Origin of the sequence: Catelliglobosispora koreensis DSM 44566 (assembly GCF_000379685.1) — a bacterium.
Lineage (GTDB): Bacteria > Actinomycetota > Actinomycetes > Mycobacteriales > Micromonosporaceae > Catelliglobosispora > Catelliglobosispora koreensis.
Map to the genome: position 1 here is coordinate 247376 of NZ_KB903250.1, position 24999 is coordinate 272374.

Genomic DNA, 24999 nt, shown 5'->3' on the forward strand with positions numbered 1-24999 from the left:
ACTATGAGGATTGGATAGCCTTCCTTCATGGCCGAGAGTACTTCGGCCGGGGCCGCCCGGGAACGGCCCCGGATCGCTGATTGGACCCGGATCGCCATTTACGGCGGCGGAATGATAACGGCGGCAGGCATCGCCGCGGCAGGCGTCATTCTTGGCCAGGCAGAGGCCGCACGGCGAACCATTCCCATCGCTGAAGCCCCGCCACCGCGCGCTGACGGCGTTTACGGGGGCTCCCGCAAGGCTTCGGTGCTGCGCTTGGTCGTGCTCGGCGACTCATCCGCGGCCGGATTCGGTGTCCATCGCGGACGCCAGACACCAGGCGCACTTGTCGCCACCGGACTGAGCCGTCGCCTTGATCGCCCCGTCGAGCTGCGTAACCTCGCCGTTGTCGGGGCCACGTCAGCACGGATGCTGCATCAAGTCGACGAGGCGCTGGAGTTCTCGCCGCACCTGGCGATGATCCTGATCGGGGCCAACGACGTCACGCACCGGGCGGGCCAGGCTGCAGCGGTCCGTCATCTAGCGGATTCCGTGCGCCGTTTGCGGACCGCCGGCTGCCACGTCGTGGTGGGGACCTGTCCCGACTTAGGAGCGGTGCAGCCGATCAGGCCGCCGCTTCGCTGGCTCGTGCGCGGATGGAGCCGCCAACTGGCCGCCGCGCAAACTGTCGCCGTAGTCGAGGCGGGCGGGCGTACGGTCTCGTTGGGCAACCTCCTTGGGCCAACTTTCGCCGCTCAGCCCCACCGCATGTTCGCGCGCGACCGGTTCCACCCATCGGCGGAAGGCTATGCACTGGCGGCGTCGGTGCTCCTGCCGACCATGGTCGCCGCGATGAAGGGCCCGATCGCCACTGCGCAAATCGCCCCAGAGAAGGTAAGTTCGCTGCCACAGGCCGCTGCCGAGGCGGTCAGGCACGCCGGCACCGAAGTGAGCGGAGTGCAGGTAGCTGGCCGTGAGCGCGGGCCAGCCGGGCGCTGGGCACAATTGCGGCGCCGGGTCTGGGAAGCGGTTCGCCCAGCTGAAGTACCGTCCGCTGTGGACGCCAATAGCCTGGAGCGCGCATGACCTCACTTGCCCGCAAAATCGGAAAGGCCGCGGCCATCACCCTGATCGCTGGCACGGCCGGTGGTGCTGCCATCCTCGCGACAGAGGCCGTCATCGCCCGCAACCGCAAATACGCCAAGCCCGCGCTGGGCTTGGCTTTGCGGGCCCGGATCGGCTCGGCTGACGCTTCGGCCCTGCGGCTCGTGCTGCTCGGCGACTCAACCGCGTTGGGCGTTGGCGTTGAGCACTTGACCGACACGGTTGGCGGTCAGCTCGCGGAGCTGTTGTCCGCTGATGGACGCCAGGTCTTACTTTCGAGCGTGGGCGTGGCGGGCTCGCGTTCTTCCGACCTAGCGACGCAGGTCGCGCGCTGTCTGCTCGGCGAACGCCCCGACGTGGCACTGATCCTGGTGGGCGCCAACGACGCCACGGGTCTACGCCGGCCGACCGATGCGGCTGTCTACCTGGGCGCGGCGGTCCGCCGCCTTCGCGACGCCGGAGTGGAAGTCGTCGTCGGCACCTGCCCCGACCTGGGTGCGGCTCGTGCGATCGCGCCGCCGCTGCGGCAGATCGTGGGCTGGCTGGGGCGCCGGGTGGCTCGTGCTCAAGTACGCGCCGTGCACGCCGCAGGCGGAGCTGTCGTCGACCTAGGCGCCGAGACGGGACCCGTGTTCCGGGCGGACCCCAACACCCTCTGCCACGATCGCTACCACCCCTCCGCTGACGGTTACCGCGTGTGGGCGTACGCCTTGCTGCCCGCCGTCGCCCACGCCGCTGGCGTCACTCCCCGCCTGCCCTAAACACCCTTGTTGATCTCCGGCGCTGATCCACATCCCGATAAGGTTGATCAACAGGCGGTTTGATCACCCTTTTCCGGCTATGGATCTCGCTCAGTGATCACCTTCCGGCCAACCCGAGGCGCAACCGTCTGAGGCGATCGCCGATCGCGGTCTCCCCCATCCGGGGCACGGCTCGACCGCGCCATTTCCCTGATCCACATCCCTAACTGAGATCCACATCCGGTGAGACGTGATCCCATGCCCTGTTGATCACGTCTCACCGGATGTGGATCTGCTTTGTGGATGTGGATCATCCGGTGGCTCTTTCGATGCGCCTTTGGCGAGGCGGCTGCGGCGCGGGCCCGGGGGGGGGAGCTTGGGAAGCGCGGACAGGGAGGGCCTCGCGGGAGGGACGGTCTGGACCACGGCGGACATCGGAAATCGGGTTTATGGCGCGCCCATCGTGCGGCGCCGAAGCAGCGCGGCAGGCGGCACAGGGTGTGAGATTCTGCGGCTTGGGCCGTTGTTTACTCGCGAGTAAGGTCAGAGGCATGACTGAAGCTGTGATCGTCGCGACCGCCCGGTCGCCGATCGGCCGGGCTGGCAAGGGGTCGCTGGTCGATCTGCGTGCCGATGACCTGGCCGCCACCATCGTGCAAGCGGCCCTGGACAAGGTGCCACAGCTCGACCCGAACACGATCGATGATTTGTACCTCGGTTGTGGGCTTCCCGGAGGCGAGCAAGGGTTCAACATGGGGCGGGTCGTGGCGACGCTGCTGGGGCTGGACAATCTGCCCGGTGCGACGCTGACGCGGTATTGCGCAAGCAGCCTGCAGACGACCCGGATGGCGTTCCACGCGATCAAAGCCGGTGAAGGCGACGTGTTCATCAGCGCCGGTGTAGAGATGGTGTCACGTTACGCGCGCGGCAACTCTGACGTGCTCCCAGCGGATGCCGCCGCGATCGTTGGGGGAAGCTGGAAGAACCCGCGGTTCAAAGCCGCCGGGGGACGGACCGCTGAGCGGGCCGGGGAGAAAACTCCAACGTGGACAGACCCACGGGAAGCAAGCGAACTGCCCGATATCTACATCACCATGGGGCAGACCGCCGAGAATCTCGCTCAGATCGCCAACGTGAGCAAGGAGGAGATGGACGAGTTTGGGGTCCGCTCACAGAACCTTGCTGAAAAGGCGATCGCGGATGGCTTCTGGGCTCGCGAGATCACTCCGGTCACGTTGCCGAACGGGACAGTCGTGTCCAAAGACGACGGTCCCCGTGCGGGCGTGACGCTGGAAGCGACCGCTGGACTCAAGCCCGTGTTCCGGCCGGATGGGCGCATCACCGCCGGAAACTGCTGCCCGCTCAACGATGGTGCCGCCGCAGTGGTCATCATGAGCGACACCAAGGCACGCGAGCTTGGCCTGACACCGTTGGCGCGCATCATTTCCACCGGTGTGACGGCAATGAGCCCTGAGATCATGGGCATTGGCCCGGTCGGCGCGACGCAGGAGGCGCTCAAGCGCGCAGGCATGACGATCGCTGACATCGACTTGGCTGAGATCAATGAAGCCTTTGCCGCGCAGGTGATTCCGTCTTACCAGCAGCTGGGCATTCCGATCGAGAAGCTGAACGTCAACGGCGGCGCGATCGCGGTCGGTCACCCGTTTGGCATGACGGGCGCACGCATCACGGGCACGCTCATCAACTCGCTGCAGTGGCACAACAAGAGCATCGGCCTGGAAACCATGTGCGTTGGTGGCGGCCAGGGCATGGCCATGATCATTGAGCGGTTAAGCTAGCCCGCAACTCGCGCAAGGCTTCGATGGCTTCACTGAGCCGGGCCTGATCGGGGGTGCTCTCCATCAGATCGGCGACGAGAACGCGAAGCTGATCCGCAAGAGCCACATCGGAAAGTCGCGGCACGACGTGTTCTGGACCGGCGATACGCTGCAGCACTTGGTGCAGGGTATCGCCCCGGCTCCCCCACCGGGCCGGAGTCCAATGTGACACCTGGTTGACGACCAACTGGGTGACTTGCCGCAACTCTTCCATATGCACCTCATACATAAAAAGATCGCCGTCCCGCGGGGTTACCCAGGAACGGCGATCTTTATTCATGCTTAGTCGTCGCCCATGAAGTAGCTGAGCAGACGCAGGAACTCGAGGTACATCCAGATCAATTCGACCAGGATGCCGAAAGCGCCGAGCCAGCCGTATTTGCGGGGCAGGCCAGCGGCGATGCCGTCCTCGATCTGCTTGAAGTTCACGACGAACATCAGAGCCGCGACCACGATGCAGATAAGGCTGAAGCCGATGGCGATCGGGCTGCCGTCACGCAATGCGGTCGGTTCGCCGGTCGCGAGGGAGATGACGAAGTTGATCAGCATGACGACGGCGAGGCCGGCGGCCGCTCCAATGACGACCTTCATGAACATCGGGGTCGCCCGGATGACCTTCGCCTTGTAGAGGCCAGCCATGATGAGGAAGACGCTCAGGGTCGCGATGACAGCCTGAACAACGATCCCGTCATAGAGCGTCTCAAACGCCTTGCTCACCGCACCGAGGAAGATGCCTTCGACGATGGCATAGGCGAACAGGACGATCGGGTTCGTCACCTGAGCGAACGAGATGATCAGACCGATCACGAGACCGACAAGCATCGCGGCGATGAAGGTCGGGTAGAGCGCCGTCACCGGGACAACTGCCCAGGTGATAGCGGCGAGCAGGGTCGTCACGCCGATCAGGCTGACCGTCTTGACCACGACATCGTCGATGGTCATGACGTCCTGAGTGCCCGTCTGGACTGGCGAGCCCTGGTAGGTGTAGCCGTATTCAGCGCCCTGACCGGGTACTGAGTACTGCGGTTGCTGCGCTGCCTTGCCTATTCGGCCCAGCACGGGGTTGGTGCTTTTCACTCTTACGCCTCCTGCGTAGACAGATACCCGGCACTAGGGTAGCTGCCCGTGTCAACGCAGTGGGGTCACGCACCCGGCCAGGCTGCGGCCCGGGCCTGATCCGGCGCGGCTTCAGGCTCGTTGCGGCAAGCCGCGGCCAGTGCTCGGAACACGAACAAATCGGGCTCGAACAGGCGCGCTCCGTCGACCTCGATGGCTGGCCACAGGTTGTACGGCAGCTCAGGCAAGCTGGCCACCGCCTTGCGGTCCTTGAGTCCCGCTTCGGCGAGCACCCAGCCGAGAGCGCCCGTGATGCGGTCCGGATCGTCACCATCGAAGGTCCGGCGAATCTCCGGATCTCGCCACGGCCCCTTAACGGGGGCAACCGCGGCGGCCGTCGCCGCACGGTCGATCAGCTCGATAACGTTCCGGCTGCTCACGTGGTAGGTCATAGCTGATAAGTGTTACCCAGTCAGCCTTGCGATGTCCTGGGTTCGCCAATCTTCCAAACCAGGGCGTCAGCGATTTGCTCACCCGGGCCGAGCATGTCTTCGAGCACGGTCTGCAGGGCGGTCCGATGTGGATGGCTGGTGAGCACCACACACCTCGCTTTCCAGGCCGCGAAGTCCATCCCGGCTTGGATGCGTTCCTTATCCCCCACCGGCGCGGGCACCCCTGATTTCGCCACCTCGTCGAGCAGGTGCGAGGTGGGCCGCTTCCACGTGCCAACCGTTGCCCGGCCGTCCCTGCCGTAGGGGCCGATGAAGAAGCCTTCCGGCATCCCGAAGGCCGCCCGGCTGGCCGTCGCGTAACGCATGGGGCCAGGCAGAGACGGCGTCGCGATCGGCACCGGAACGATGACGTCGCCGGTTTCCGCGCACCTTTTCCAGTGCCCTTCGGCATAGAACACAGGCACCGGTGCCCGTTCCCGGACGGGAAGAGAAGTCGGGGCGAGCGGCACGAGCGCCACACCGATGGCCAGCGGCAGCACCCAGTGCGCTGGTCCCACTTCTTCCATCGCCTTGTCCCAGCCCAGGACGATCAGCAGAGCGATGAGCGGGATCGCCGCCAGGGCGAACCGCATCGGCAGCGCCCCGTCGATCACGGGAATGTCTTTGAGCCAGCCGTAGGGCAGCTCGACCTCCGTGCGTTCCCGGTCCACGACAAGCTTCGCGCCAAGGGAAAGTGCGGACATGGCCAGCGCGGTGATCACACTCGCCCACGCGACCGGTGAGCGGCGCAGCCAGAAGACCAGCCAGAGCACCAGCAAGATCAGCGGGGCGCCGTAGAAGGTGTTGTACTCGGCGGGCCCCGTGCTCAAGCTGGCGTTGCTCACGTCGCCCGCTAACGAAAGCGGCGAATAGGCGGGAAAACTGGCTAGGTCAGCCGAAAAGTAGTCCGGGTTGAACACTCCATTCGGGACAGACTGCGGCCCCGCGAACTGAAGCCAAAGCGGATAGGTCAGCAGCGGCACCGCGATCCCGACCGCGATGGCGATCCCGGCCGCGAAACGCCAGACCTGATGCCACGGCGGGCGGGCCGCCAGCGCGTAGATGATCGTGAAGACGGCGAGCGACGCGGCCGTCAGGAACAGCACTTCCTCGCCGATGAACACCTGCGCGACGACGAGCAGTCCAAACGCCACGGCCGGGCGCAAGATCCGGCTGACCCGTGCTCCTTCCTCACCACAGGCCCGGAAGAGCGCCACGACGCACCAGATCATGGCCGGAACCAGCCACTGCGCCGTCATGTGCAGGTGCGAGTTGGCCTGCGACACCATCCCTGGCGCGAAGCCGCAAAACCCGCCGCCCAGGCCCGCCGCGATCGGGGACGCGTGCAAAACCCTGTGGAACAGGAGGTACCAGGCGAAGGCCGTCGCAGCCAGGTTGAGCACCATGAGCACGGCGAAGGTCACCGGCGCCCCGAACAGCATGGTGACGGCGCCGAACAGCACGCCCAGCCCCGTCGTCGCCGCATTGGTGAGCAAGTTGATCCCGTCCGGCGCGTTCATCCGGTCGGTAAGCAGGCTGTGATCTCCATCCCAGAACCGGCTGCCGTAGGCGAGGAACCACTCAACCAGCGTCTGGTCGCTCGCGTTCTGTGACAGCTCGAGTCCCTGCGGATCCCGCAGCAACCCACCCGCGACCCAGAGCGCGAGCAGCAGATAGGCGAGGCAAGCGCCCCAGTCAGCAGGCCTGCCGATCCGCCACGTCATCCGCATGACCTTAATGGATCCACCCGTATGGTGCTGGAGCGGAACCATGCCGACCGGTTACCGTGTGTCATGCCATCGCGGTCCGGGTGGTGGAATGGCAGACACCGTCGACTTAAAATCGACTGCTCGAAAGAGCGTGCGGGTTCGAGTCCCGCCCCGGGCACAAAACGGACATTCCTATCAGTCACTATTGCCAGCTCAGCTGGCAATTTGTGCGATCTTGCCGACACCTGGCATGCGGTTGGAACAACGTTTCTGCTGGTCACAGGCGTGCGGGTTTGTGCCTCACCGATCGTCTTTCGGCTGATCTGCCTATCATCTGTTTGGTCCACCCGGACACCACACCGCAAGCGGGGTACAAGCAGTGGCCACGGTGACGGTCCTTCCCTTCGGGAGTTTCGGCCGTGCCCGATCTTCGAGGGCCGTCGCCGCGGCGCGTTCCACGGCAACACGCCCGAACCTGGGCTGCGGTCGCGCACCGGTGTCCTCACCGATCCCGAGGTCTTGCAGCACACCTCAACCGCATCCGTGCCACCATGACCGACGACCCGGCAGGCGATCGGGTCGTGCAAGGAACTCACCGAGAGCCTGCTAAAACTCATCCTGGACCGCAGCGGCGAGCAGTACGGGGCTGGCGATGATCGCCTTGCCCTCTACAAGAAGGTCGCCGTGCTGCTGAGGCTGGACGCCACCTCAATCCCTGATAGCGCAACGGCCCCGAGAGGAACCCCAGTCATTAGCAGCCACCTAACTTGCTGGCTTGGCACGCCTCATATCTGTTGTATTGGCCGAGTCCATCTTGTCTGCTTCTTGCCGCGAGAGTCGCTGTCACCCATGCCGATAAAGGTTTGAAGCAATTCGGCAAGACGTTGCTCCGTCACCCAGTCTCATTCGGCGGGGGTTAAACCTGGGGCGGTTGTTCCTGTAGACACTGATGGTGGTCGAAGGTGATGCTGGTGAGCCACGGGGCGCCGACGATCACGGCAGTGGGTGGTGTGACACCGGAGTAGCGCAATAGGAATGTGCTAAACGACATGTCTTCGAAGAATTGATGGGATCGCATGTGCGGGAGGAACGCGGCGACCGTCCATTGTTCGGGGTTGTCTCTGGCGGTTTTCCAGCTCAGGTAGGTGCCGTCGGCTCTGCGGCCCCAGCACAGCAGCCCGCGCTTGCGTGGGTGGAAGCTCATGTACTGCGCGAGGCCAACATCATCGGCGGCGGCAGCCTGGTCGCCCTGGCGGAATGCGATGTCGCGGCTTTCGCACATATCGGGGCCGAAGATGGTGATATCGCAGACGGTTCCGGTGCCGCAGGCGTCGATGAAGGTCTTGTAGTCGTTCGGTAGAGCGGTTCCCAGCCGCGTTTCAATCGCTGGCCAGTTGTTATGCGTTTTCCATGTGGACGGTGGGCCGATGGCGACGATCAGCGCTGCACTGTGGTCTTGCGGCAGGGGCAAGCCTTCGGTCGCTTTCTCATTTGCCTTCGCTGGCTCAAAGACTCGCGGCCTTGCGGCGGGATACGGTTTGAAGTGGGGCAGCCGTCCGGCATCAAGCTCATCCAAGACGAACTGTGCCATGCCATGCTTGTGGGTTTGCCACTGGGTGAAAGAGCGGTTTGATGTGACAACAGGCCAGTCGTTTGGATCATTGGATCCGGTGAGCCACCAGTAGCAGAAGCTGTTGCCGCTGGCCCACAACAGCACGCCTTCCGGCTCGGGATACAGCGAAAAAGGGAAGTTACCGTCCCCGCTTTCACGCCACCTCATGAAGGTGTCCAGGATGTGCGCCTTGGGGGCCAGGAAGTCGTTAGCTGGGTAGCCGAGCAGCCCCGGATAGGTGGGCAGGAGCTCGTTGCCGAACGTCCCTGCTGGCGCCTGGTCGACAAAGGTTTTGTAGTCGAAGGGAAGACTGATCCCCAAGCCATCTTCGACCGTGGCCCAGTCCACAGCCGCCCGGGTCGCATTTGGCGGGTTGCCAGTCACCCTCAAGAGCTGCTCGATGGCTTGAGTGGGCATGGGATCTCCGGTAAGGCTCTGGCGCTCGATGGTGTCATCTGGGCGATGCACCAGCGCTTTCAACAAGTTGCGCTCGCTGCTGCTCGAGTACTACGCGGCCTTCCTAACCGCTTTTGCATCCTCAATGCGCTTGGAAGTTCATGGCCCTTTTCCAAGTGCGCCTACGAACGGCAGGCGGGCAGCTGACTTGTGCTGGTTGTATCGGCTGGCGCGCAGGGGGTGAGGATGAGGACGTTAAGTTGGTACTCGCCCTGGTCGTAGGTGGTATTAATCTTGCCAATCTCGACAAGGACAGCTTGGCCCACGGTTAGCTGGCTGGCGAGTGCCCCAACTCCTGGATGGACAGCACCACAGATCTCCCCGTCAGGGGAACTCACACACGCCGTGTCGCCGTCACCGTTGATAACGGTGATGGTTCCCGTGAAGTAGTCGGTGGAACGCCCCCACGAGAAGCCTGTCCAGATCCCAGCAGCGAAGACTCCGAGCGCTATCGCCAGGTAAGCGACACCGCGTACATACGTGGGTTGGAACAGCCGGCGCGCAGAGTCGTTGGGCCCATTTGGGGTTAGGGGTGGATCAGGCTCTTCAGACATTGATCGACCTCGGGTCAGTTTTGTGCGGCTCGTGCTAGGGAGCCGTGGCCAAGGTCATTGTAGGTGACCTTTTGGCTCCAGGGAGAAGCAAAGTCCACCCACCTGCGCATTTGGATGCCCGCTGCGCCGGGCGGCGTCGCGCACAGGATTGATGTCCTCGCGTACTGAAACAAAACACGCACAACTGCTCAAACAAATAGGCGCGGCTCCGCGTGGTCGAGCGGATCGGATCCAACCGGGTTCGGATTCTGCCACCTCAAGTCACCCACACCACGACCCGCCGAACCCGGAATCACAAAAGCCCAGCTCATCACGCCCGAGCCCGCGGTTCTAAGCCGAAAATGGCAGAGGCCGATCATCAGATCGGCATCGATGCACGTCTCACGAACCGCGTTTCCCAGTTCAGAAACATATTCATGCACTTAAGTGGACCAGATGTGGCACAATCCGGACCACATCCACCCTGGTCAGGGGCCATATCGGCCGTGCGGCAGACAGATTCTGGCTTAATCGGCTGGCCGTTTGCTGGTGTGTCCGCCGTCCGGGCCACTATCGAGCGCGCCGCAGCGGCCGCTCGTCTCGGCGTTCGTGGTCCATCGGCCGCTTTCGGGTGGATGCGTTGAGTGCCGTCTCCGGCGCCTTTAAACTCTCGCACTATGTTGATTCATTTAGATGTTCCTGCCGAGGTCGCGGATGATCTGTTTTCCGAGGACCTCGCAGGAATAGTGGGCAGTAACCGGTCCGCAGGGGAGGTGGTTCAGGCCGTTGTTACGGTCGTGGGACTTGCGGCGAACCTGGTGTCGATAGTCGTGGCGGTGGAAACGATGCCGACGGTTGTGCGGCGGCTGCTGACCTGGCTCCGGCGTTCTGGTGGTGGTGACGGGCCCCCAGTTCAGCACGAGATTCAGGTACAGAGCACGACCGGCAGAACGCAAATTGTGGTCGCCGATTCCTCAAAATCGGTCGACATTGTCGTGGTACAAATCCTGGATGTGTTAAACCAGCCTGAGGCTGGGGGCAATTCGGAGTGACCGCGGATGGCCTCGACAACGCGTTCTCGGTGCTTAATTCGATCGCTGAGATGCTGGAAAACGATCCCATCACGACCAGGCAGGCATTATCTGACGCAGTTGACGCAGTCCGTGTAGCGATTGGACAGATAGAAGCCGAACTGAGCGGCAAAACAATGTCCACGATGACCGCACGGGCGTTCGGGATGAAGGCAGAACTCCATTTGCGACTTGGTGACCTTGACGGCGCCGTTGAATCCTTCGCGGAGGCAGACAGCCGCTACAAGCGCGCAGGGGCCAGTGAAGAATACGGCCTCTTCCTTCTGCAAGTCGCCGAAGCGCTTTCGTTCAACGGATTCTCAACTGAACTCGCGGAACGGTATGCAGAAGCCGCCAGCGACATTCTCAACGACGTGGGTAGCGGCAACCTTCACCACGCTGACAGGTTGATGGCGAACCTTCGGCGGAAGCGCACAGGGACAGCCAGCCAGACCGAAATTGATGCCTTGCGCCATGCAGTGGAGAAAGCGCCACCAGGCAGGCAACGAGGTGTCGCCGCGCAAGCTTTGGTCGTGGCGCTTCACAGCGTCCCAAACGTCAAGGATCACTTGCAGGAAATCCATGACACGGCCAACACTGCCTTTAGGGATCTGTGGAAACACGGGACAGTCGAAGATGCATGCACCGTCCTATTTGGCTTACATGACCTCTACAGGGATCAGCTGAAACTGCCTTCATGGGCCGGCAACGCCGTGTCTTCTGCTCTGGAGCGCGCTCGCGAAGCTGGACGGCTTGATCTTGAGCGGGACATGTTAGCCGTTGGCGCCGCTTTGCTCGACCAAGATGGCGAGCCTGCTGCGGCCTTGGCAATGGCGCTTGAAGGCGTTGCGCGCCATGATGAACACCTCCTCATGACAAAGTCGTCTCACGTACGCGATGCACTTACCTACGCGGGCCAGAAGGCACGCGAGACTGCCCTGCACCTGGCGGTCGCTATGAACAGCCCGGAACTCGCCGCTGAGCTGATCGAGTCCGCAAGACTTCAAGTGCTGCCAGATGACTTGGCCAACAGCGACGGACAATGGGCCGGCCGCCTGCTGGGACTGCGTCCTATCTCCGTTGGCGGGGAATCACGAGTTGCGAAACACTACCGCGCCGGCCGGGTTGGCGCCCCGCTTTCGCTTGAGACAGCGATCAACCGCGTAGGTGGCGAGTCAGCATCATGGTGGGGTGTATGGGCCTTCCAGGGCGCGGTTCACTGGACGCTCCTACATCGCGGAGTCTGGTCATGCGGACGGATCCCCGCCGAACCTGGTACTGAGCTACATGAACTGCTCCGCAAAGCCATTTTCGAAAACGATGACACGTCGATCGCCGACCGCATCACGGGAGACTGGTGCCGAAACGTGGCCTCCGAGGAATTCCTGGCAGCCGACCTCGGCGAGTTACTTATCCCGCCACGCCTGCGGGCAGCAGTCCTGGCAGCCGAGGAAGCACAGCCCATATCCCTGGTCCTAGCGGGGAACCTCCATGCGATCTTGCCCATCTGCCTCCTTGGTGTGCGGGAGAACCCGTTCATCCAGGCCGTACGCCTAATCGAATCGGCGGTCCTGCGGGTAGCACCACCGGCTGTCATCCTTGAGCAGATCTCCAATGCCTACAGCCAAAGCGCGGGGCCGCACGAAATCATCGTGGCGTGCGTCGATCCGCGCGGCGATCTTAAGAACAGCCGTACAGCTCCCGACGGCGCTAGGGTCGTGCTGGGCAGCCCAACAGAAGGCCGAAAACCGGCCAGCCGTGAAAACCTTATTGCCGCACTCGAAACCAACGCGGGCGAGGCCGGCATCTTCTACTACTCCGGGCACGCGATATCGCCCGGGCGTGACGGGCTGGGCGGCGACTACGAAGACGGCCTCGTGCTTTCCAACGGCGAAACGTTATCAGCCGCAGACCTTTTCGGCCCTGACGGGGGTTCATTCAACTTCCCGCCACGAAGTATCATTAGTGCGTGTTCCTCATCCGGAGCGGCAGGAGGTGCAGCCGGTGAGTGGCTTGGCCTCGCGGCGGCACTGCTCTGGCGAGGAAGCCGGCAGATCATCGCAACAAACTGGAGCATCTGGGATACCCGCTTCACGACAAGGTTTGACCTCGCTCTGGCCATGCGGCTTCGGGAAGCCTCCGATGTGGCATGGGCGCTTCGCGAAGCTCAACTCGCCGCACTCCGCGAGTGGAGAGCGAGTCAGCACGACTTCACAAACTTCCAAGCTCCGGGACTGCCAGGCTCCTCAGCAAACTTGGCGCTTCCATTGATATGGGCTTCCTACTGCTGCGTAGGCACCAAGTAGTAGCGATTACCGTCGTTGGCTATCCCGTCGTATCGAATACGTCGGCCTGTTCAAGCCACACCGATCGACTAGTTTCGATGGCGTCTTGCCATAACACAGGTGCCGCAGTGATCGAATCCAGCACAGCGCCTGTGGCGCGCAGCTTGTCTGCGAGGCCAGGTTCTATATGGGCTGTGGCTGCGAGGACCGAGGCAAGGAGCGATTGTGTGATGAGCTCTGCAGTCTTGACGTCCAGACCGAGGATCGACTTCTCGGCCCCTGGGAGGATCGCCTCAGCTGCACCGATGTCGCTGGGATTGGCGATCGCTTCGGCCCAAGCTTCAACCGCTTGTGGATCCCGGCGCAGTCGCTTGGCCACTGCTGCAAGAAGTTGCGGGCCAAAGTATTCGGCGTCTCCTGTCTGCATCCGTGCGGTGAGCTGTAGGTAGCAGATGGGAAGGGCTTGGGGCGGTGCGACGGCGACTGTGAGCGCAATTGTTACAGGCCATCCCCAGTGGTGAGCAGTACCGGACGAAAGGTCGGCGCGCAGGCGGTTGTACATCGCGCGGACTTGTGCGTCGTCTGGGATGGTTTCCGCCAGCAGCACCACACCCCAGCCGCTGATGAGGTGTTCGGTCGGAATTTCGTTCCATCGGCTGTCCAGGTTGGATCGTTGTTCGCTGAGCCACTGGCCGATTTGCTCTGTTGTGGCGAACTTCGCCAGGAGTGGGATTGTCGGCGGTGTGTTGTTGGTCTGATGTTTACGCAGGCTTTCGAACAAGGTTTGCAGGTTTTGCGGATCGTTGGGGCTGTCGTTGAGGTACCAGCTGAGCACGAGTTCTTGTTCGAGTAGTGATGGGTCGGCTTGGATCTGGTCTCGTAGTTGCTGGGCTAGTTCAGGATTCAGGTGTGCGACGGTGGCGAGGCCGGCCCAAACTTGCTTGAACTCATCGCTGTCAGCCATTCGGGAGGCGAGCCGCTTTATCCAGCCTGGTTCTAGGTGCTGATTGAGTTTGCTCCAGTTTGCGGCTAGCAGGGTGGCGAGGGTTGTGTCGACTTCGCCGAAGACGTTGACGAGTGCGGCTCCTACTGGTGGTTGGGTTCCGTAGTTTTCTGTAAGGCCGTCGAGTAGGGATAAATCCCCAAGCAGGAGCATGATGGTCCAGGCGACTCTGCCAGCTTGCCTTTGAGCTGGCCGTTCGCGTTTCACCACGGTGATCACCTATCCCGTTTGTGCCCGCAGATAGGTGGCAGTGCGCGAACCGCGTGGTCCCGACCGGCAGAGATGGCTGGCTTTTGCGATCATCGCGGCTGTCACTGGTTATGAGCCGACTCGGGTGGCAAGATCCAGAGCGAAGGCACGCTCCAGCCGGGCAGCGGCTTCTTTCGCCAGCGCGGCGTTGGTGACGCAGCCATCGCAGAACGGAGTTCGCTGCACCATCCCCTCCGACGTCACGATGAGCAGGTGGCCGTCAGTGGTGGTTGCCAGATCACGGACGGCACCAACCGCAGTCCCCACAACCACCGCCGGGGTCAGGTTCGCCGTGGCGTGCAAGATGACGGTCCCGTTGGAATAAGCCGTCGCGAAGGCGTCCCCGTTGAGGTTCAACGCGGCAGAAGTGCCCACTATTGACCGGTGCTCGGGCTCGGCAATCGCCTGCCAGGTCCAGGATGGCGCCTGTGCTGGGTCGGCCCCGGTGAGATGCCACATGGTGCCGCAGGTTCCCACACCGGAGCCTTGTCCTACCACGACGATGGTCTTTCCGTTGGGAGCCAAGGCGATGCGGTTTGCGCCGGTACCACAACTGGTGCCGCCCAAGCGCTGCACCGACCTACCCGCAACAAGAAACATGTCGCCGTAACGGTTCCCCGCAAGGAGGACCTCGGTTCCGGGGATGATGGCAGCGCTCGCGAGCCCGGCGATGTCACTGAGCCGGCCGGTGACCGCAGCCTGAGCCACGCTGACCGTCAGTAGGTCGCCGTCGAGACATGGGAGGTAGAACGTTGCCGGGTTCACGAAAACCGGGCGGCCAAACCGGCATCCTGGCGCGTCAACTGGTTTGGCTGGTCCGTCCTCCACCAGCGGAACGACCCAGAGTCGCTCGCCTGTCACGGCCGCGACCGAACCATCGCTGGCTCCGCCACCGAGCCTGAGTGCATCGGGCACAGTGCGCGTCGCCGTTACGTTTCCGTCGGTGGTGTCGAGCTTCTTCAGACCGCTCTGGCCAACCACCCACCACATGCGCGGGTCCGCCGACGGCAGCAGGGCGGTGTAAGACTCGGCCGGATCGTTGCGCAACGTGGTGGCATCGCTGAGCCGCCACGTGACCGCCCAGCGGGTGCCCAGTGCCCACACGCGTGAAGAGTCCGTGCTCCACGCGACATCCACGAGGGCGCCGGGAGCCCCGCGCAGGCCGAACCGCACGACACCGGTGCTCAAGTCGGCCACCTGCACTCCGGATCCGGCGGCGGCTGCTAGGAGCCGGCCGTCTGGTGACAGCTGGATGGCCACCGGCGGGACAGTGAAATGGACTGTGCGCCAGAGCTGGCCCGATCTGTTGACCAGGACTGTGCCGGTTTGGCTGAGTGGGCCTAGCGTCAGTTCTGCTGGCCAGGGCTGCTGGTGTTCTACGGCCACCGAGCCTATGGCAGTAGCCGCACGCACATCCTGGGTCGTCGGCCGTGTCCATGACTTTCCGGCACTGTCGGTCACAACGATGTCGGTGGCTATAGGACGCTTGGCAAAGCGAATATCGCCAGCAGAAGAATCAACTTTAAAAGCATCATCTGGTACGCGGTGAGCCAGCGCTCTGGTGATGACGCTGGCGTTGGCGGCCGACTCGTCATCGCCTAGTTTGGCTGCCAGGAACAGGCCTTGGTAGATACTTTTAGAGATCTCGTCCTGCCGGGCACGTTCCTCCAAATAGGTGGCTGCCTGCACCTCGTTCGCGTATCCCACCGCCACATTGCGTGCCGCATACCACGAAGACAAACCGAATCCGCCAATGACCAGCACGACTGCGGCCATTGCCATCGCCGCGCGGCGTCTCGTGCGGGAGCGGCTATCACGCAGATAATCCAGCTCATAAGGCTCGGCCTGCGGCGGAAGCCGAAGCCCGCGCACCATCACCCGGCGCCTGGCTCTGCTGGCAAGCCCTCGCCTCCGACGGCCGCTCTGCTGCCAGTCCCTTGCGGCTCGCCGAAGCTCGATGCGGCCCGCCCTGTGCACGTCGTCGAGCGTAAGCTGACCCTCATTCCCTTCCACGACAAGCACTTCGAGCAACCGGTCCGCGGCAGCGGCTGGGTCCTCGCCGACGTAACACTCCAGCACCCGAGTGCCGAACTGGCGCGCGTGTTTAACCTCGGACTGGCACTCATCCGAAGCGTCGAACGCCACCGACCGGCAAGCGAAAACCGCTGTGGCGGCTTCGATTTCCTCGAGGATTTTGACTTTCCACTCAATCGTGGGCGGGATATCGTCCTCATCGATCCAAACAGGAACGTGACGGGCCTCGAGCTCCGTCTTGAGCCGTATGACCCACGGCCGTTCCTTGCGGCTGTATGAAATGAAAACGTGCTGCATTCCCCTCACTCCCTGCCAAGCGAAGCGCCACAGACACGAATACCGAGACTATCGCGAGTCTCTATGTCTATATACGACAGTTGCCGTGAAGTGAAGCAGCGGTCGAATCGCTCCCGAAATGTCCGTAGCAGGCCCTCGTCCGTCGCGCACCCGTCACATTCGGGCGCCCGCCACGTGTGCCCGGCCGCCGTAGCCACGAGTGGCCCGTCGCCCCACCCGACGGCCGTCACCGCCGCCCCGCCAGGCACCGCCCAGGGCACCACCACGGTCCACTCACTGGTGCCTTTCTCGATGATCGCGACATTGCCCCAGGAGTCACCCGCAACGATCTGTGTGCCGTCACCTCGTACTGCCACCGCGGTCACCTCGCCCTTGAACCCCGTCATCGTCGTCTCCGGAATGGACCCGGACGCCGAGATCACGACCGTCCGGCCGTCGGCCCTAGCCGACACGCCAGCCTTAGCCGACCCGGCGGGCACCGCCACGGCCACCGGCGCTTCAGGTAACCGCCAAACGCTATGTAGCCCATCACTGACACAGCTCACGAGAGCTGCCTCCGGGTACACCAAAATTCTGGCTGGGCGGATCATGTCTTTGCAGACAGTGCCTAGCGGGATAGCACCAGGCAGGTAGAAGACCTCACCGCGGCGATCGGAGCTGAGGATTACTACGCGGTCGCCAGTCGTCCAAATGAGACTTCGTGGCAGGTACGGGACCACGATGCCCGTCGGCCGCAACGGTGCTCCGGCTGCGGCAACCCAGTACTGGCCATCAGCTCCTGGAACCATTACCTGGCGGCCATCCGGCGAGATACCCCCACCAACCGCGCGCAGCGCGCCCGAAGGCACGGTCAGCACCCGCACACCATCGTTTACCAAAACGATCTGACGATCGGCCGTTTCCGCCAAGACAAGCACCGCACCCGTTTCGGTGACCGTCAGGTCAGCAACAGACGCGAACGTCCCTAACGCCGCAGCGGTGCCGCTCTGTAGGTCGAGTCTGATCACCGCGTTGTCAAAACTGATCGCGAACCCGACGTCGCGATTCGCTAAACGGGCCTGGCTCAACCGCTTATCGCTGACAGGTTTGACCTCTCTGGTGCCGATGTCGATGCTTACCGCTCCAGCCGCACCGACGGCAAGCGCCATACTTCCGTCCGGTGACGCCGCAAGCTGAAGGTAAAGCGCTGGCAACGGTTTGGCCCACAGCACTTCCCCGGCAGGCATCTGCAGCAACGCGAACGAACTCGCTGCCCCCTCTCGGTAGATCACCGCCGCTTGCCGCCCTCCATTAAGCAGCACATACGAGCTGGCATCCGGATAGGTGTAGATAGTGCCGACGCTCCAAGGCAGCGCAAGGGCTTCCCGAAGGGTTCGGCGAGCCAATTCCTGCTGTGCCACACTGCCGTGCAGGAGCAGCGAGGCAGCCTGCGCCGCGCTCCAATCAGGAATCTCCTTTAGCAGCTCCGGGTCACCGATCGTGGCGATAGCCGCCCGGTTATCCAGCTCGCGCTGGGCCAGTCGCGGTACCAAATTTACGGCAGTGCAAATGGCAAGGACAGCGGCGATCACGGCTCCCGTACCCCAAAGCAGCCTGCGACGAGACCGTTTGCGCGCCTTTCGCAGTGATGCCTCGATGAACTGCTGGGCCGGCCAGGGCTGCAAATCCCATCGGTGCCACTGCAGCTGGGTGAAGCCCCGCATGAGGTGGCGCATCTCGTGAACGAGGCGCAGGTCATCAATCAGACGGCTCTCATCGGCCAGGTCGCTCTTCCAAGCGTGCACCGCTTCGGCGAACTGCCGCTCCAGCGTGTACTCGGCCCGGTCAAAGGCAATGCCCGCAAGGATCGCCCCGATGCCGCCTTCCGGCCCGGGATCGCCGGGCAGCCAGGTAACCTGGTTAATCTCGAATAGACGCGCGAGATTCAGCTGTTCGTTTTCGGTGAGGGGCCGTCCCACGTCCCCCGCGCTCACTGCCTCCAGCCGCACCGCGACGATCGGGCCACCACGGCGCACCTGTGCTATCCAGTCGGGGTCAGTCAGCGCCTGCAGAGATAGCAGCACTACTTGCAGGTCCTTTTCGGACCTACCATCACCGCGTACGCCCACCCCTGCCTGCGCGAGACGTGTGGCGAGCTCAGTCGCGGCTGGTGAATCGGCCGGATGATGGACGAGGGTTACCAAAACGGTGTTGCTTCGGCTGTCCCGGGGTTTGGCCACGTGACCATTTTGGAGCCGGGACCTAGCGCCGCGACTCAATCAATCATGCAAATCTCTCTAGATGGTTGGCCTCACGCCAGCGTTGGTTTGCGTCTGCACTCCCACACATTTGCTGTCGCCGTTGTCAGAGGACCCACGCTCAAATTGAATTCACTCACGTCCTTCGGGGGATACGTACCCGCCGGGCCTAATCCGGCATAAATTCATCTGAAGCGCCCGAGCATCTACGATTGAACTGCCCTTCCAGCCGATGTTTCAAGTAGCACTTACCCGTTGGTCAATCTGGACGCCAGGCAAATGGCGGCATTTCCCTGAACCACGAGTTCTGCTAACGTCTGGTTCCCATCAGCACTTAGCGCCACATGCGCGCGCAAAATATTGCTGACCACGCCACGCGACGATCCGGGACACGATAGATGCGGCGACTGCTCTGGAGTGCTGGGGCGATCTTTCCTATATTGTTCGCCCTCGTCGGCAACCTGGCTACAAACTCGGTGAAGATCCCTCCCAGCTGGGCGCCATGGGTATGGCTTGGCACCATCGCGCTAGGGCTGTTCCTCGCTACTCAGGCCTACAGACACGCAGCAGGAGCCACGGTCGAAGCCAGCGAGGGGAAGGTCGAGGTCGAACTGCGGCCGGTCCAAGGCGAGTCGCGAGTGCTCGGCACAACGCTCGACACCAGTCAGCAGCACCGTCGTCGCCTATATCAGACTCTTTGGGTGATGGGTGCACTCATGGTGCTGCTTGCCCTCACATGCTGGATTCCCGGCCCTGGCGCAGCAGACAAAGGGTTCTTCGACGCAGCTGAAAAAGGTCCGAGTCTCTACGAAAGTTATCCCTGGCCCGTCGGGCTCGGATTGACGATAATCTTCCTGCCCTGCGCTATTACGGCACTCGTCCTGGTGAGGAGCAGCCGCAGGACGCTAGAGTTCACGGGTGAGGCCGTGACGTTCACCAAGGGCAGAAGAACTCCCATGATCGTGCCCTGGAGCGAGATCACCAATATAGAGGTCCGGTCTTACTGGGGCAGCGGCAAATGGTTGATCGCCTTTCCCCGTGCCGGGTCATTGCTGTTAACCACAGAGCCGACCATGTCGGCCTTTCGCCCCAACAAGAAAGCCATTTGGATCTGCAACCTAGGCGAAGCGGGCTTCCCTAGGCACGCTGTTGAAGCGGCCATCCAGCAGTGGAGGCCATAAGAAAAGGCGGCGGCCAGTAGGTTAGGGGCACGAATAGCCAACCTGTAGCCGTCTACCTTGCATCACATGCCGTACCAGCGATCATGGGAGGCGCAGATACGAGTGACACCTGTACCTGACCGAACTCGCAGGTGTCCTGATCAGCTACCGAAGACTCACCAAATAGGACAGTCTTTAACCGGCGTTGGTGGAAGCCACTCCGGTTGACTGCGGTTCGTCGAGAAGTGATCTGACGAGAATTAGCGAGATGAGCTCATCCACGGTTTTCCCGAGTTTGCGGACGTTGGAGGACTTGTCAGCGAGCGGGTACAAGAGGCTCTTGAGATCGCCGAGGTCCAGCTGTTTTTCCTCGTCTTGCGTGAGCTTGACGAAGCGGTCCTCGGCTAGTTTGTCAATTACCCGAATGATCTCGTCGCGGGAAAGTGGCTGGAAGCCAATTAGGGAGTCGAACCGGGAGTAGAGCGCGTCGCCGAACGCGTCGCGGATTTCCTTCTCCGAACCGTAATTGGAGGTGCAGATGATCAGCGACGGACCGAGGTGCACGCTGTAGTTCTTATCTTCGAAGATGCCACTGTCGAAAAGCTGGTAAAAGGCGCTGTGGAAGACGGGGTTTGCCTTGTCGAACTCGTCGATCAGGATGACGCCGGATTCGCGGTCCAGAAGGTCGTGGGCGAACGACGGCTCGGAATGTGTCCCGCCGAACAGGTATGAAGCGAACTTGTCATTGTGGAACATGGAGAACTGTTTGCGCATGAGTGTGCCGCCGAGGAGCCCATTGATGAACTGGGCGGTCTCGGTTTTGCCGACGCCGGAGGGACCGTAAAACATCAGCACGACGGGCTTGGCTTGTCGTGCTGTGGTTAGCGGGTACAGCGCTGCGAGGAGTTTTTGCATCACTGTCGCCTGCCCGACGAGGTGGTCAGCGAAGCCGTCACGGAAGTGTATGAGCGTCTCTCTAGTCACCGCGGGATATTCATACCGCTTTAGGACGGTGGCGGGGAAAGCCCGTTGCAACTGCGCCAGTGCGTGGGCCGGTGGGTTGTGCAGATGTACGTGCTTCGGGTTGATGGAACGAATCAGCCCTGCAAAGTTGGTGATCACGTGCTCGCTGAGACTCGCATAGTCGCTCGACTGCGCGACCATGCGCTTGGGCCGTTTTGGCTGCAGATCGTCTAGTTCGCTCTCGTTATGCGCAGGGGCGATGATCTTGAAAAGGCGGCGGGCTTCGTCACGCGCGTAGACGATGTCCAGGAGGCTTTCGTCCGCCTGCTTTCCGAGCTGCTCCTCAAACCAGGACAGCGGCCCGCAGTAGACGGTGACCTTGGTGTCACCCGGCATGTTCGACGCCCGCCAAAAGTACGTCGTACACATCAAGGAACGTTTCGGCCACCGCGCCGGGGCCGTCTAGCAGTTCCAATGCAGTTACAGGTTCCGCATTGGTGCCGCCGGACATCTCGGCCTGCATGCCAAGCCCGTCTTCAGTAGTGCTCCCAACAAGGATGCCGTGAAAGACAAGCCGCATCCGGCCAAGGTCGGTCAGTCCGTAATTGTTCCGGAATGCCCTGAAGTTGAAACGCAGCACGCACTTCGAACCCGTCGCCATTTCTTCGCCAACGAGTTCGTAATAACCCTTCGCACTTTCAAGTGCCTCATCCAGCCGGGCCAAATCGACGCCCAACTCCTCGGTCTTCGCAATGACCATGTATGGCGTGTACATCTTCATATAGGCCATCGAATCCTTTGACGCTGTCACCCGCAGACCGCGCAGCCGCCTGATCCGGTCATCGCCTTCGACCTGCGCAAGGTAATCGGTAAGGATTGTGTTAGACAGCGTTTTACTGAGAATGCTCTTCCCGGCCCTGGACACATCGATACCAGCACCCGTCTCCGCGGAAGCACCGATGGACGGCAACCAGCTGAACTTCGCAGCCAGGTGACCGGACGCCCATCAGCCCGCGCTGCCAGATGCGTACGGCGCGCCCCACGGCCCGATAGTGCCTCGATGGGGTGAAGCAGCACCGGCCGCTGTCATCAGGACGGACCACGACCGCCACACAAGGGAGGCACAGAAGCAACAGGACTGCTACAAAGGGGGGACGTGATGACCACACAGGCCACCGGTGAAGCGAACCCGAAGAAGATCAGGGTCCGGTTCGAGTTCGTGATCGTTGACGGTCCACCGGCGGCAGAGCTTCTGCGAATCCAGCAGAAGGCCTTCACCGAGGCACTGCTATGGTTCGTCCAGCACCATCCACAACAGAATGAGCCTGGCCGACAGCTACGCGGCCGACCAGGACAAACAGAGTTTAGGCGCGGTGAAGAACCACCCGTTCCTGAATGATCAACTGCCCCAGCGGCGGGCCATTAGGCCGTTGGGATCTCTTGCGTGCCCCGCCCCGGGCACTTAATACTTGTGGATCATGAAGCCGTCGTGTTCGGGGCAGATGTACAAACCCTGAGCGCTGCCGCACTCGCCCAGAAGGGCACGACGGCCCAGCAGGGTCTCCTGGCCGGTTTCGATAGAGATGATGGTCAGGGCGAGCAAGGTGTAGTGCTGCCCTGGCGGGACCTTGAGCTCACTGTCCTCATATCTGGCACGCATGACCAAGTGAGCAGAGTCGATCCATGCCGCGTCGCGGGTGCTGAGGTTGGCCGGCGTTATATCATTGCCCGAAGGTCCTCCTGCACAAAGTCTTCCGCCTGTGCCCTATCGCCGGTCAGCCCGTAGGCGAACCGCAACAGCCGCGGTGACGTCCCGTGATAGAACGCTTCGAAGCTCAAAGTCATGCTCTGGGACACGGGCCCATCGCCGGGCTGGGTGCGCTTCACCGAGAAAAATTGTAGAGCTGGCGAAACTTCGTGTCGTCGACGATCTGGACCTCGCCGTTCTTCTGGCGCACGATCCACTGGCCGGCCTTAGCGGTGCGTGCCTTTGGCTTTCCGCGCACGCCAACCTCATCGAGGCCGCTGGCCAGGACGGTACGAATCTTCTCGCCACCCTCGGCTTGGTAGGCCTCGACCGACACGACCTTGCGCCACTTGTCCTGTGTGCCCGCGATGCGCTCGTGCATGTCGAGCCACTCGGCGAGCGCGGAGCCGTAATGCTTTGCCGCGTCGCCTGGTTCCTGGACCCGCACCCACGACCCGGTAAAGGTTTGCGTCGCACCCTTGCCCCATTGCGGCACATCGATAACGGTGTCGTGCTCCGGCGGTTCGATGACGATGGTGGCGGTCTTCTCTTCGGGCTTCGCCGCATAGGTTTGCGCCTTGGCTTCATCAAAACCGGGATACTTGGCGCCGGTCACCATAGTTGGCCGGGAGGCCGGTTTCTCGTCCCACTCAAGCACTCGCTTGACGTCGGCGTCGCTCGCGCGCGCTGAAATCTCCATGCCGCGTTGCGCCGCGACCCTGCGAGTCGCCGCCTTCGGTTTCGCCGGTTTACGCACAGGAGCATGATCCGTCACGAGTTGATAATGGACGCCCCCGTCAAGAGAGGGAAGACACAGCCCCACCGCGATGGTGGGGCTGGCCCTCGTTCTTAGACTCTGGTGATGCGGATCGCATCAGCGATGACGTAGCCGGTGCCGTTCGTCCAGCGGCTGACGCCAACTCTGTCCGCATCGCCTGCGGCCAGCGTGAAGACGCCCAGCGAGACCCACTGCCCGCCGTTGACGCGCTGGTTCACCAGCACCGACTGGTTGCCCGATGTCGTGGCCACGATGAAAGGCGTCGCATCGTTATAGCCGGAGTTAGCCGGGTACCAGACGGACACTTCATAGGTGTCTGTTTCCGGGATCGCCACCTTGTACCAGGCGACATCGCTCGACGACACCGGGTTGGCGAAGCGATAGTCCGTGCCGTAGCGCTGTGCGGAGAACGCTGACGTGCCCCAGTTAGCGCTCGCCGTGAACCGCCCAGCCGTTGTGTTGTCAACGATTTCCGTGAAGCCCGGCGGTGGTTCTTCCACCGTCGTGGACACGTCGAGATAGTTGCGATCGATGTGAACCCTTACGCCGCCCCAGGTTTCGTCAACGTCCCCGGCGTATTGGTGCAGCCGCTGATGGTTGGAGTAGTAGTCATCGGGGCAGTAGGAGCCCGCGTCGGTGTCAGCCACACCGTTCCACCACGCGATCCACAGGTGGTCGAGCCGCGTGTATTGCGGGTCGTGGTAAGCGTTGCACACATCCGTGATGCCGGACGATCCGCTGGAGTACATGCCGGATAGGTAGCCAAGCGCGTGCAGACGTTGCGTCCAGCCGGACAGATAGGACAGCACGGCTGCCCGGCACGAGGCGTTGGACGGGTAGTGCTCGATGTCGTTGTAAATAGCGCTTCCTGGCGGAATGCCAAGCGCCTGAGCCGCGCTGACCGCGCTAGAAGCCGAAGTCATGCCCTGTGAACGCGCCGTCGCCGGGTCGCTGGACATCTTCGGAGTCCTTGTGCCACAAGGAGCTTGGCGGCCGAGCTCGATCGGGATCAGCCGCCAGCCGTTGTTGGTCTGGTTAGTCACCCAGCTCGCGGTGAGGTTGGGCTGCGAGCAAGACCGGCTGCCTCCGCTGATGTAGATGCCGATCGCACGGTAGGGCGAGCTGTTGCGCCACGCGTTCATCGTTGACTGCGATGGCGCGGCACACGTGTCGAAGCCGCGTCCGGTGTAGATGCCCGGTTGCGGGGCGACCGCCGCCGCCGCGGGAAGCGAAGCCGCGACCGGAGTCGCCGTCTTTCCAACCAAGCCGCGCACGGTGGCTTCGGTGTCTGGGGTGAAGTGTGCGGTGACGAGAACTCCGCCGGCCCGGAACTGCGCTGTGTCCGAAGTCGACTGACTCAGGCGTTCCGCCGCCATCGGCTCGATGATCAGGCCCGCGGTCCGTCCTCTTAGGTCGGACGGACAGGACTCCTGATTGCCTGGGCGCCCCAGGTAAACAGCAGGTTCATCAAAACGAACGCAGGCGTCGGGGTGGGCACTCAAGTCGACAACGCGCCAGGTCAAGGGCACTTCAACCCGATATCCCTGGTACGCGATGAGCCGTGCCGTGGCCGCCGAAGCTGGAGTGATAGCGAGGTATAGCACGGACATGAGGCCGACCACACCCGCCAGGATCTTTCTCATCCAAGCCTCCTCGGT

At 62.5% G+C, this 24999-nt stretch carries 21 protein-coding genes and 1 tRNA gene; 7 read left to right on the plus strand and 15 right to left on the minus strand.

Features of this window, described 5'->3' with window-relative positions:
* Positions 1 to 27 precede the first annotated feature (27 nt).
* From A3E1_RS0108230 to A3E1_RS0108240, 3 genes are all read left to right on the plus strand, one after another.
* Positions 28 to 1065 carry an SGNH/GDSL hydrolase family protein gene (locus A3E1_RS0108230; RefSeq protein ID WP_020520279.1) on the plus strand — a complete coding sequence of 346 codons (1038 nt, stop codon included), beginning with the start codon at positions 28 to 30 and terminating at the stop codon, positions 1063 to 1065.
* Complete coding sequence (locus tag A3E1_RS0108235) at positions 1062 to 1844, plus strand: SGNH/GDSL hydrolase family protein (protein WP_020520280.1); 783 nt, start codon at positions 1062 to 1064, stop codon at positions 1842 to 1844. Before A3E1_RS0108230 ends, A3E1_RS0108235 begins: the two co-directional genes overlap by 4 nt.
* 530 nt (positions 1845 to 2374) lie before the next feature.
* Complete coding sequence (locus tag A3E1_RS0108240) at positions 2375 to 3622, plus strand: acetyl-CoA C-acetyltransferase (RefSeq protein ID WP_020520281.1); 1248 nt, start codon at positions 2375 to 2377, stop codon at positions 3620 to 3622.
* Here A3E1_RS0108240 and A3E1_RS0108245 read toward each other — a convergent pair.
* From A3E1_RS0108245 to A3E1_RS0108260, 4 genes are all read right to left on the minus strand, one after another.
* The gene (locus A3E1_RS0108245) at positions 3603 to 3890 is read right to left on the minus strand and encodes a hypothetical protein (RefSeq protein WP_026208221.1); all 288 of its coding nucleotides are present in this window, start codon (positions 3888 to 3890) and stop codon (positions 3603 to 3605) included. The genes A3E1_RS0108240 and A3E1_RS0108245 overlap by 20 nt on opposite strands.
* 53 nt (positions 3891 to 3943) lie before the next feature.
* Complete coding sequence (locus A3E1_RS0108250; protein ID WP_020520283.1) at positions 3944 to 4738, minus strand: Bax inhibitor-1/YccA family protein; 795 nt, start codon at positions 4736 to 4738, stop codon at positions 3944 to 3946.
* Between the two features lie 65 nt (positions 4739 to 4803).
* Positions 4804 to 5157 carry a hypothetical protein gene (locus tag A3E1_RS0108255; protein WP_157631398.1) on the minus strand — a complete coding sequence of 118 codons (354 nt, stop codon included), beginning with the start codon at positions 5155 to 5157 and terminating at the stop codon, positions 4804 to 4806.
* Positions 5158 to 5189: 32 nt separating this feature from the next.
* Positions 5190 to 6932, minus strand: coding sequence for a glycosyltransferase family protein (locus tag A3E1_RS0108260; protein WP_020520285.1), 1743 nt, complete (start codon positions 6930 to 6932; stop codon positions 5190 to 5192).
* An 80-nt stretch (positions 6933 to 7012) separates the two neighbouring features.
* Between A3E1_RS0108260 and A3E1_RS0108265 the strand changes: the two genes are divergently transcribed.
* Positions 7013 to 7095, plus strand: a tRNA-Leu gene (locus tag A3E1_RS0108265).
* A 738-nt stretch (positions 7096 to 7833) separates the two neighbouring features.
* Here the strand turns inward: A3E1_RS0108265 and A3E1_RS0108270 are convergent.
* Positions 7834 to 9012: an SMI1/KNR4 family protein gene (locus A3E1_RS0108270; RefSeq protein WP_020520286.1), complete on the minus strand. Its 1179-nt coding sequence runs from the start codon at positions 9010 to 9012 to the stop codon at positions 7834 to 7836.
* Positions 9013 to 9107: 95 nt separating this feature from the next.
* On the minus strand, positions 9108 to 9539 hold the full coding sequence (locus tag A3E1_RS0108275) for a hypothetical protein (protein ID WP_020520287.1): 432 nt from the start codon (positions 9537 to 9539) through the stop codon (positions 9108 to 9110).
* Between the two features lie 656 nt (positions 9540 to 10195).
* Between A3E1_RS0108275 and A3E1_RS0108280 the strand changes: the two genes are divergently transcribed.
* Both A3E1_RS0108280 and A3E1_RS0108285 read left to right on the plus strand, forming a co-directional pair.
* Positions 10196 to 10570 (plus strand): hypothetical protein, encoded by a 375-nt coding sequence (locus tag A3E1_RS0108280; protein ID WP_026208222.1) that lies wholly within the window; start codon positions 10196 to 10198, stop codon positions 10568 to 10570.
* On the plus strand, positions 10567 to 12894 hold the full coding sequence (locus tag A3E1_RS0108285; protein ID WP_020520289.1) for a CHAT domain-containing protein: 2328 nt from the start codon (positions 10567 to 10569) through the stop codon (positions 12892 to 12894). The genes A3E1_RS0108280 and A3E1_RS0108285 overlap by 4 nt, the downstream gene beginning before the upstream one ends.
* Positions 12895 to 12913: 19 nt before the next feature.
* On the opposite strand, the gene A3E1_RS0108290 is transcribed toward A3E1_RS0108285, so the two are convergent.
* The 3 genes from A3E1_RS0108290 to A3E1_RS0108300 all read right to left on the minus strand — a co-directional run bounded on the left by A3E1_RS0108290 (position 12914) and on the right by A3E1_RS0108300 (position 18675).
* The gene (locus A3E1_RS0108290; RefSeq protein WP_026208223.1) at positions 12914 to 14095 is read right to left on the minus strand and encodes a hypothetical protein; all 1182 of its coding nucleotides are present in this window, start codon (positions 14093 to 14095) and stop codon (positions 12914 to 12916) included.
* A gap of 99 nt (positions 14096 to 14194) precedes the next feature.
* Positions 14195 to 16456 (minus strand): toll/interleukin-1 receptor domain-containing protein, encoded by a 2262-nt coding sequence (locus tag A3E1_RS0108295; RefSeq protein ID WP_020520291.1) that lies wholly within the window; start codon positions 16454 to 16456, stop codon positions 14195 to 14197.
* Between the two features lie 5 nt (positions 16457 to 16461).
* Entirely contained in the window at positions 16462 to 18675 is a 2214-nt protein-coding gene (locus A3E1_RS0108300; RefSeq protein ID WP_026208224.1) for a WD40 repeat domain-containing protein, read from the minus strand.
* A 416-nt stretch (positions 18676 to 19091) separates the two neighbouring features.
* Between A3E1_RS0108300 and A3E1_RS0108305 the strand changes: the two genes are divergently transcribed.
* Complete coding sequence (locus A3E1_RS0108305; protein WP_020520293.1) at positions 19092 to 19874, plus strand: hypothetical protein; 783 nt, start codon at positions 19092 to 19094, stop codon at positions 19872 to 19874.
* Between the two features lie 174 nt (positions 19875 to 20048).
* Here A3E1_RS0108305 and A3E1_RS0108310 read toward each other — a convergent pair whose 3' ends face one another.
* The 6 genes from A3E1_RS0108310 to A3E1_RS0108340 all read right to left on the minus strand — a co-directional run bounded on the left by A3E1_RS0108310 (position 20049) and on the right by A3E1_RS0108340 (position 24984).
* Positions 20049 to 21245, minus strand: a complete 1197-nt coding sequence (locus A3E1_RS0108310) for an AAA family ATPase (RefSeq protein ID WP_211215890.1) — start codon at positions 21243 to 21245, stop codon at positions 20049 to 20051.
* Positions 21202 to 21786: a DUF6414 family protein gene (locus A3E1_RS0108315; protein WP_211215891.1), complete on the minus strand. Its 585-nt coding sequence runs from the start codon at positions 21784 to 21786 to the stop codon at positions 21202 to 21204. Before A3E1_RS0108315 ends, A3E1_RS0108310 begins: the two co-directional genes overlap by 44 nt.
* A 492-nt stretch (positions 21787 to 22278) precedes the next feature.
* Entirely contained in the window at positions 22279 to 22476 is a 198-nt protein-coding gene (locus A3E1_RS0108325) for a hypothetical protein (protein WP_020520297.1), read from the minus strand.
* A gap of 56 nt (positions 22477 to 22532) precedes the next feature.
* Positions 22533 to 22703 (minus strand): SigE family RNA polymerase sigma factor, encoded by a 171-nt coding sequence (locus A3E1_RS47010; protein ID WP_020520298.1) that lies wholly within the window; start codon positions 22701 to 22703, stop codon positions 22533 to 22535.
* Entirely contained in the window at positions 22700 to 23338 is a 639-nt protein-coding gene (locus A3E1_RS0108335) for a hypothetical protein (protein ID WP_157631399.1), read from the minus strand. Before A3E1_RS0108335 ends, A3E1_RS47010 begins: the two co-directional genes overlap by 4 nt.
* 74 nt (positions 23339 to 23412) lie before the next feature.
* Positions 23413 to 24984 carry a glycoside hydrolase domain-containing protein gene (locus tag A3E1_RS0108340; RefSeq protein ID WP_020520300.1) on the minus strand — a complete coding sequence of 524 codons (1572 nt, stop codon included), beginning with the start codon at positions 24982 to 24984 and terminating at the stop codon, positions 23413 to 23415.
* Positions 24985 to 24999 lie beyond the last annotated feature (15 nt).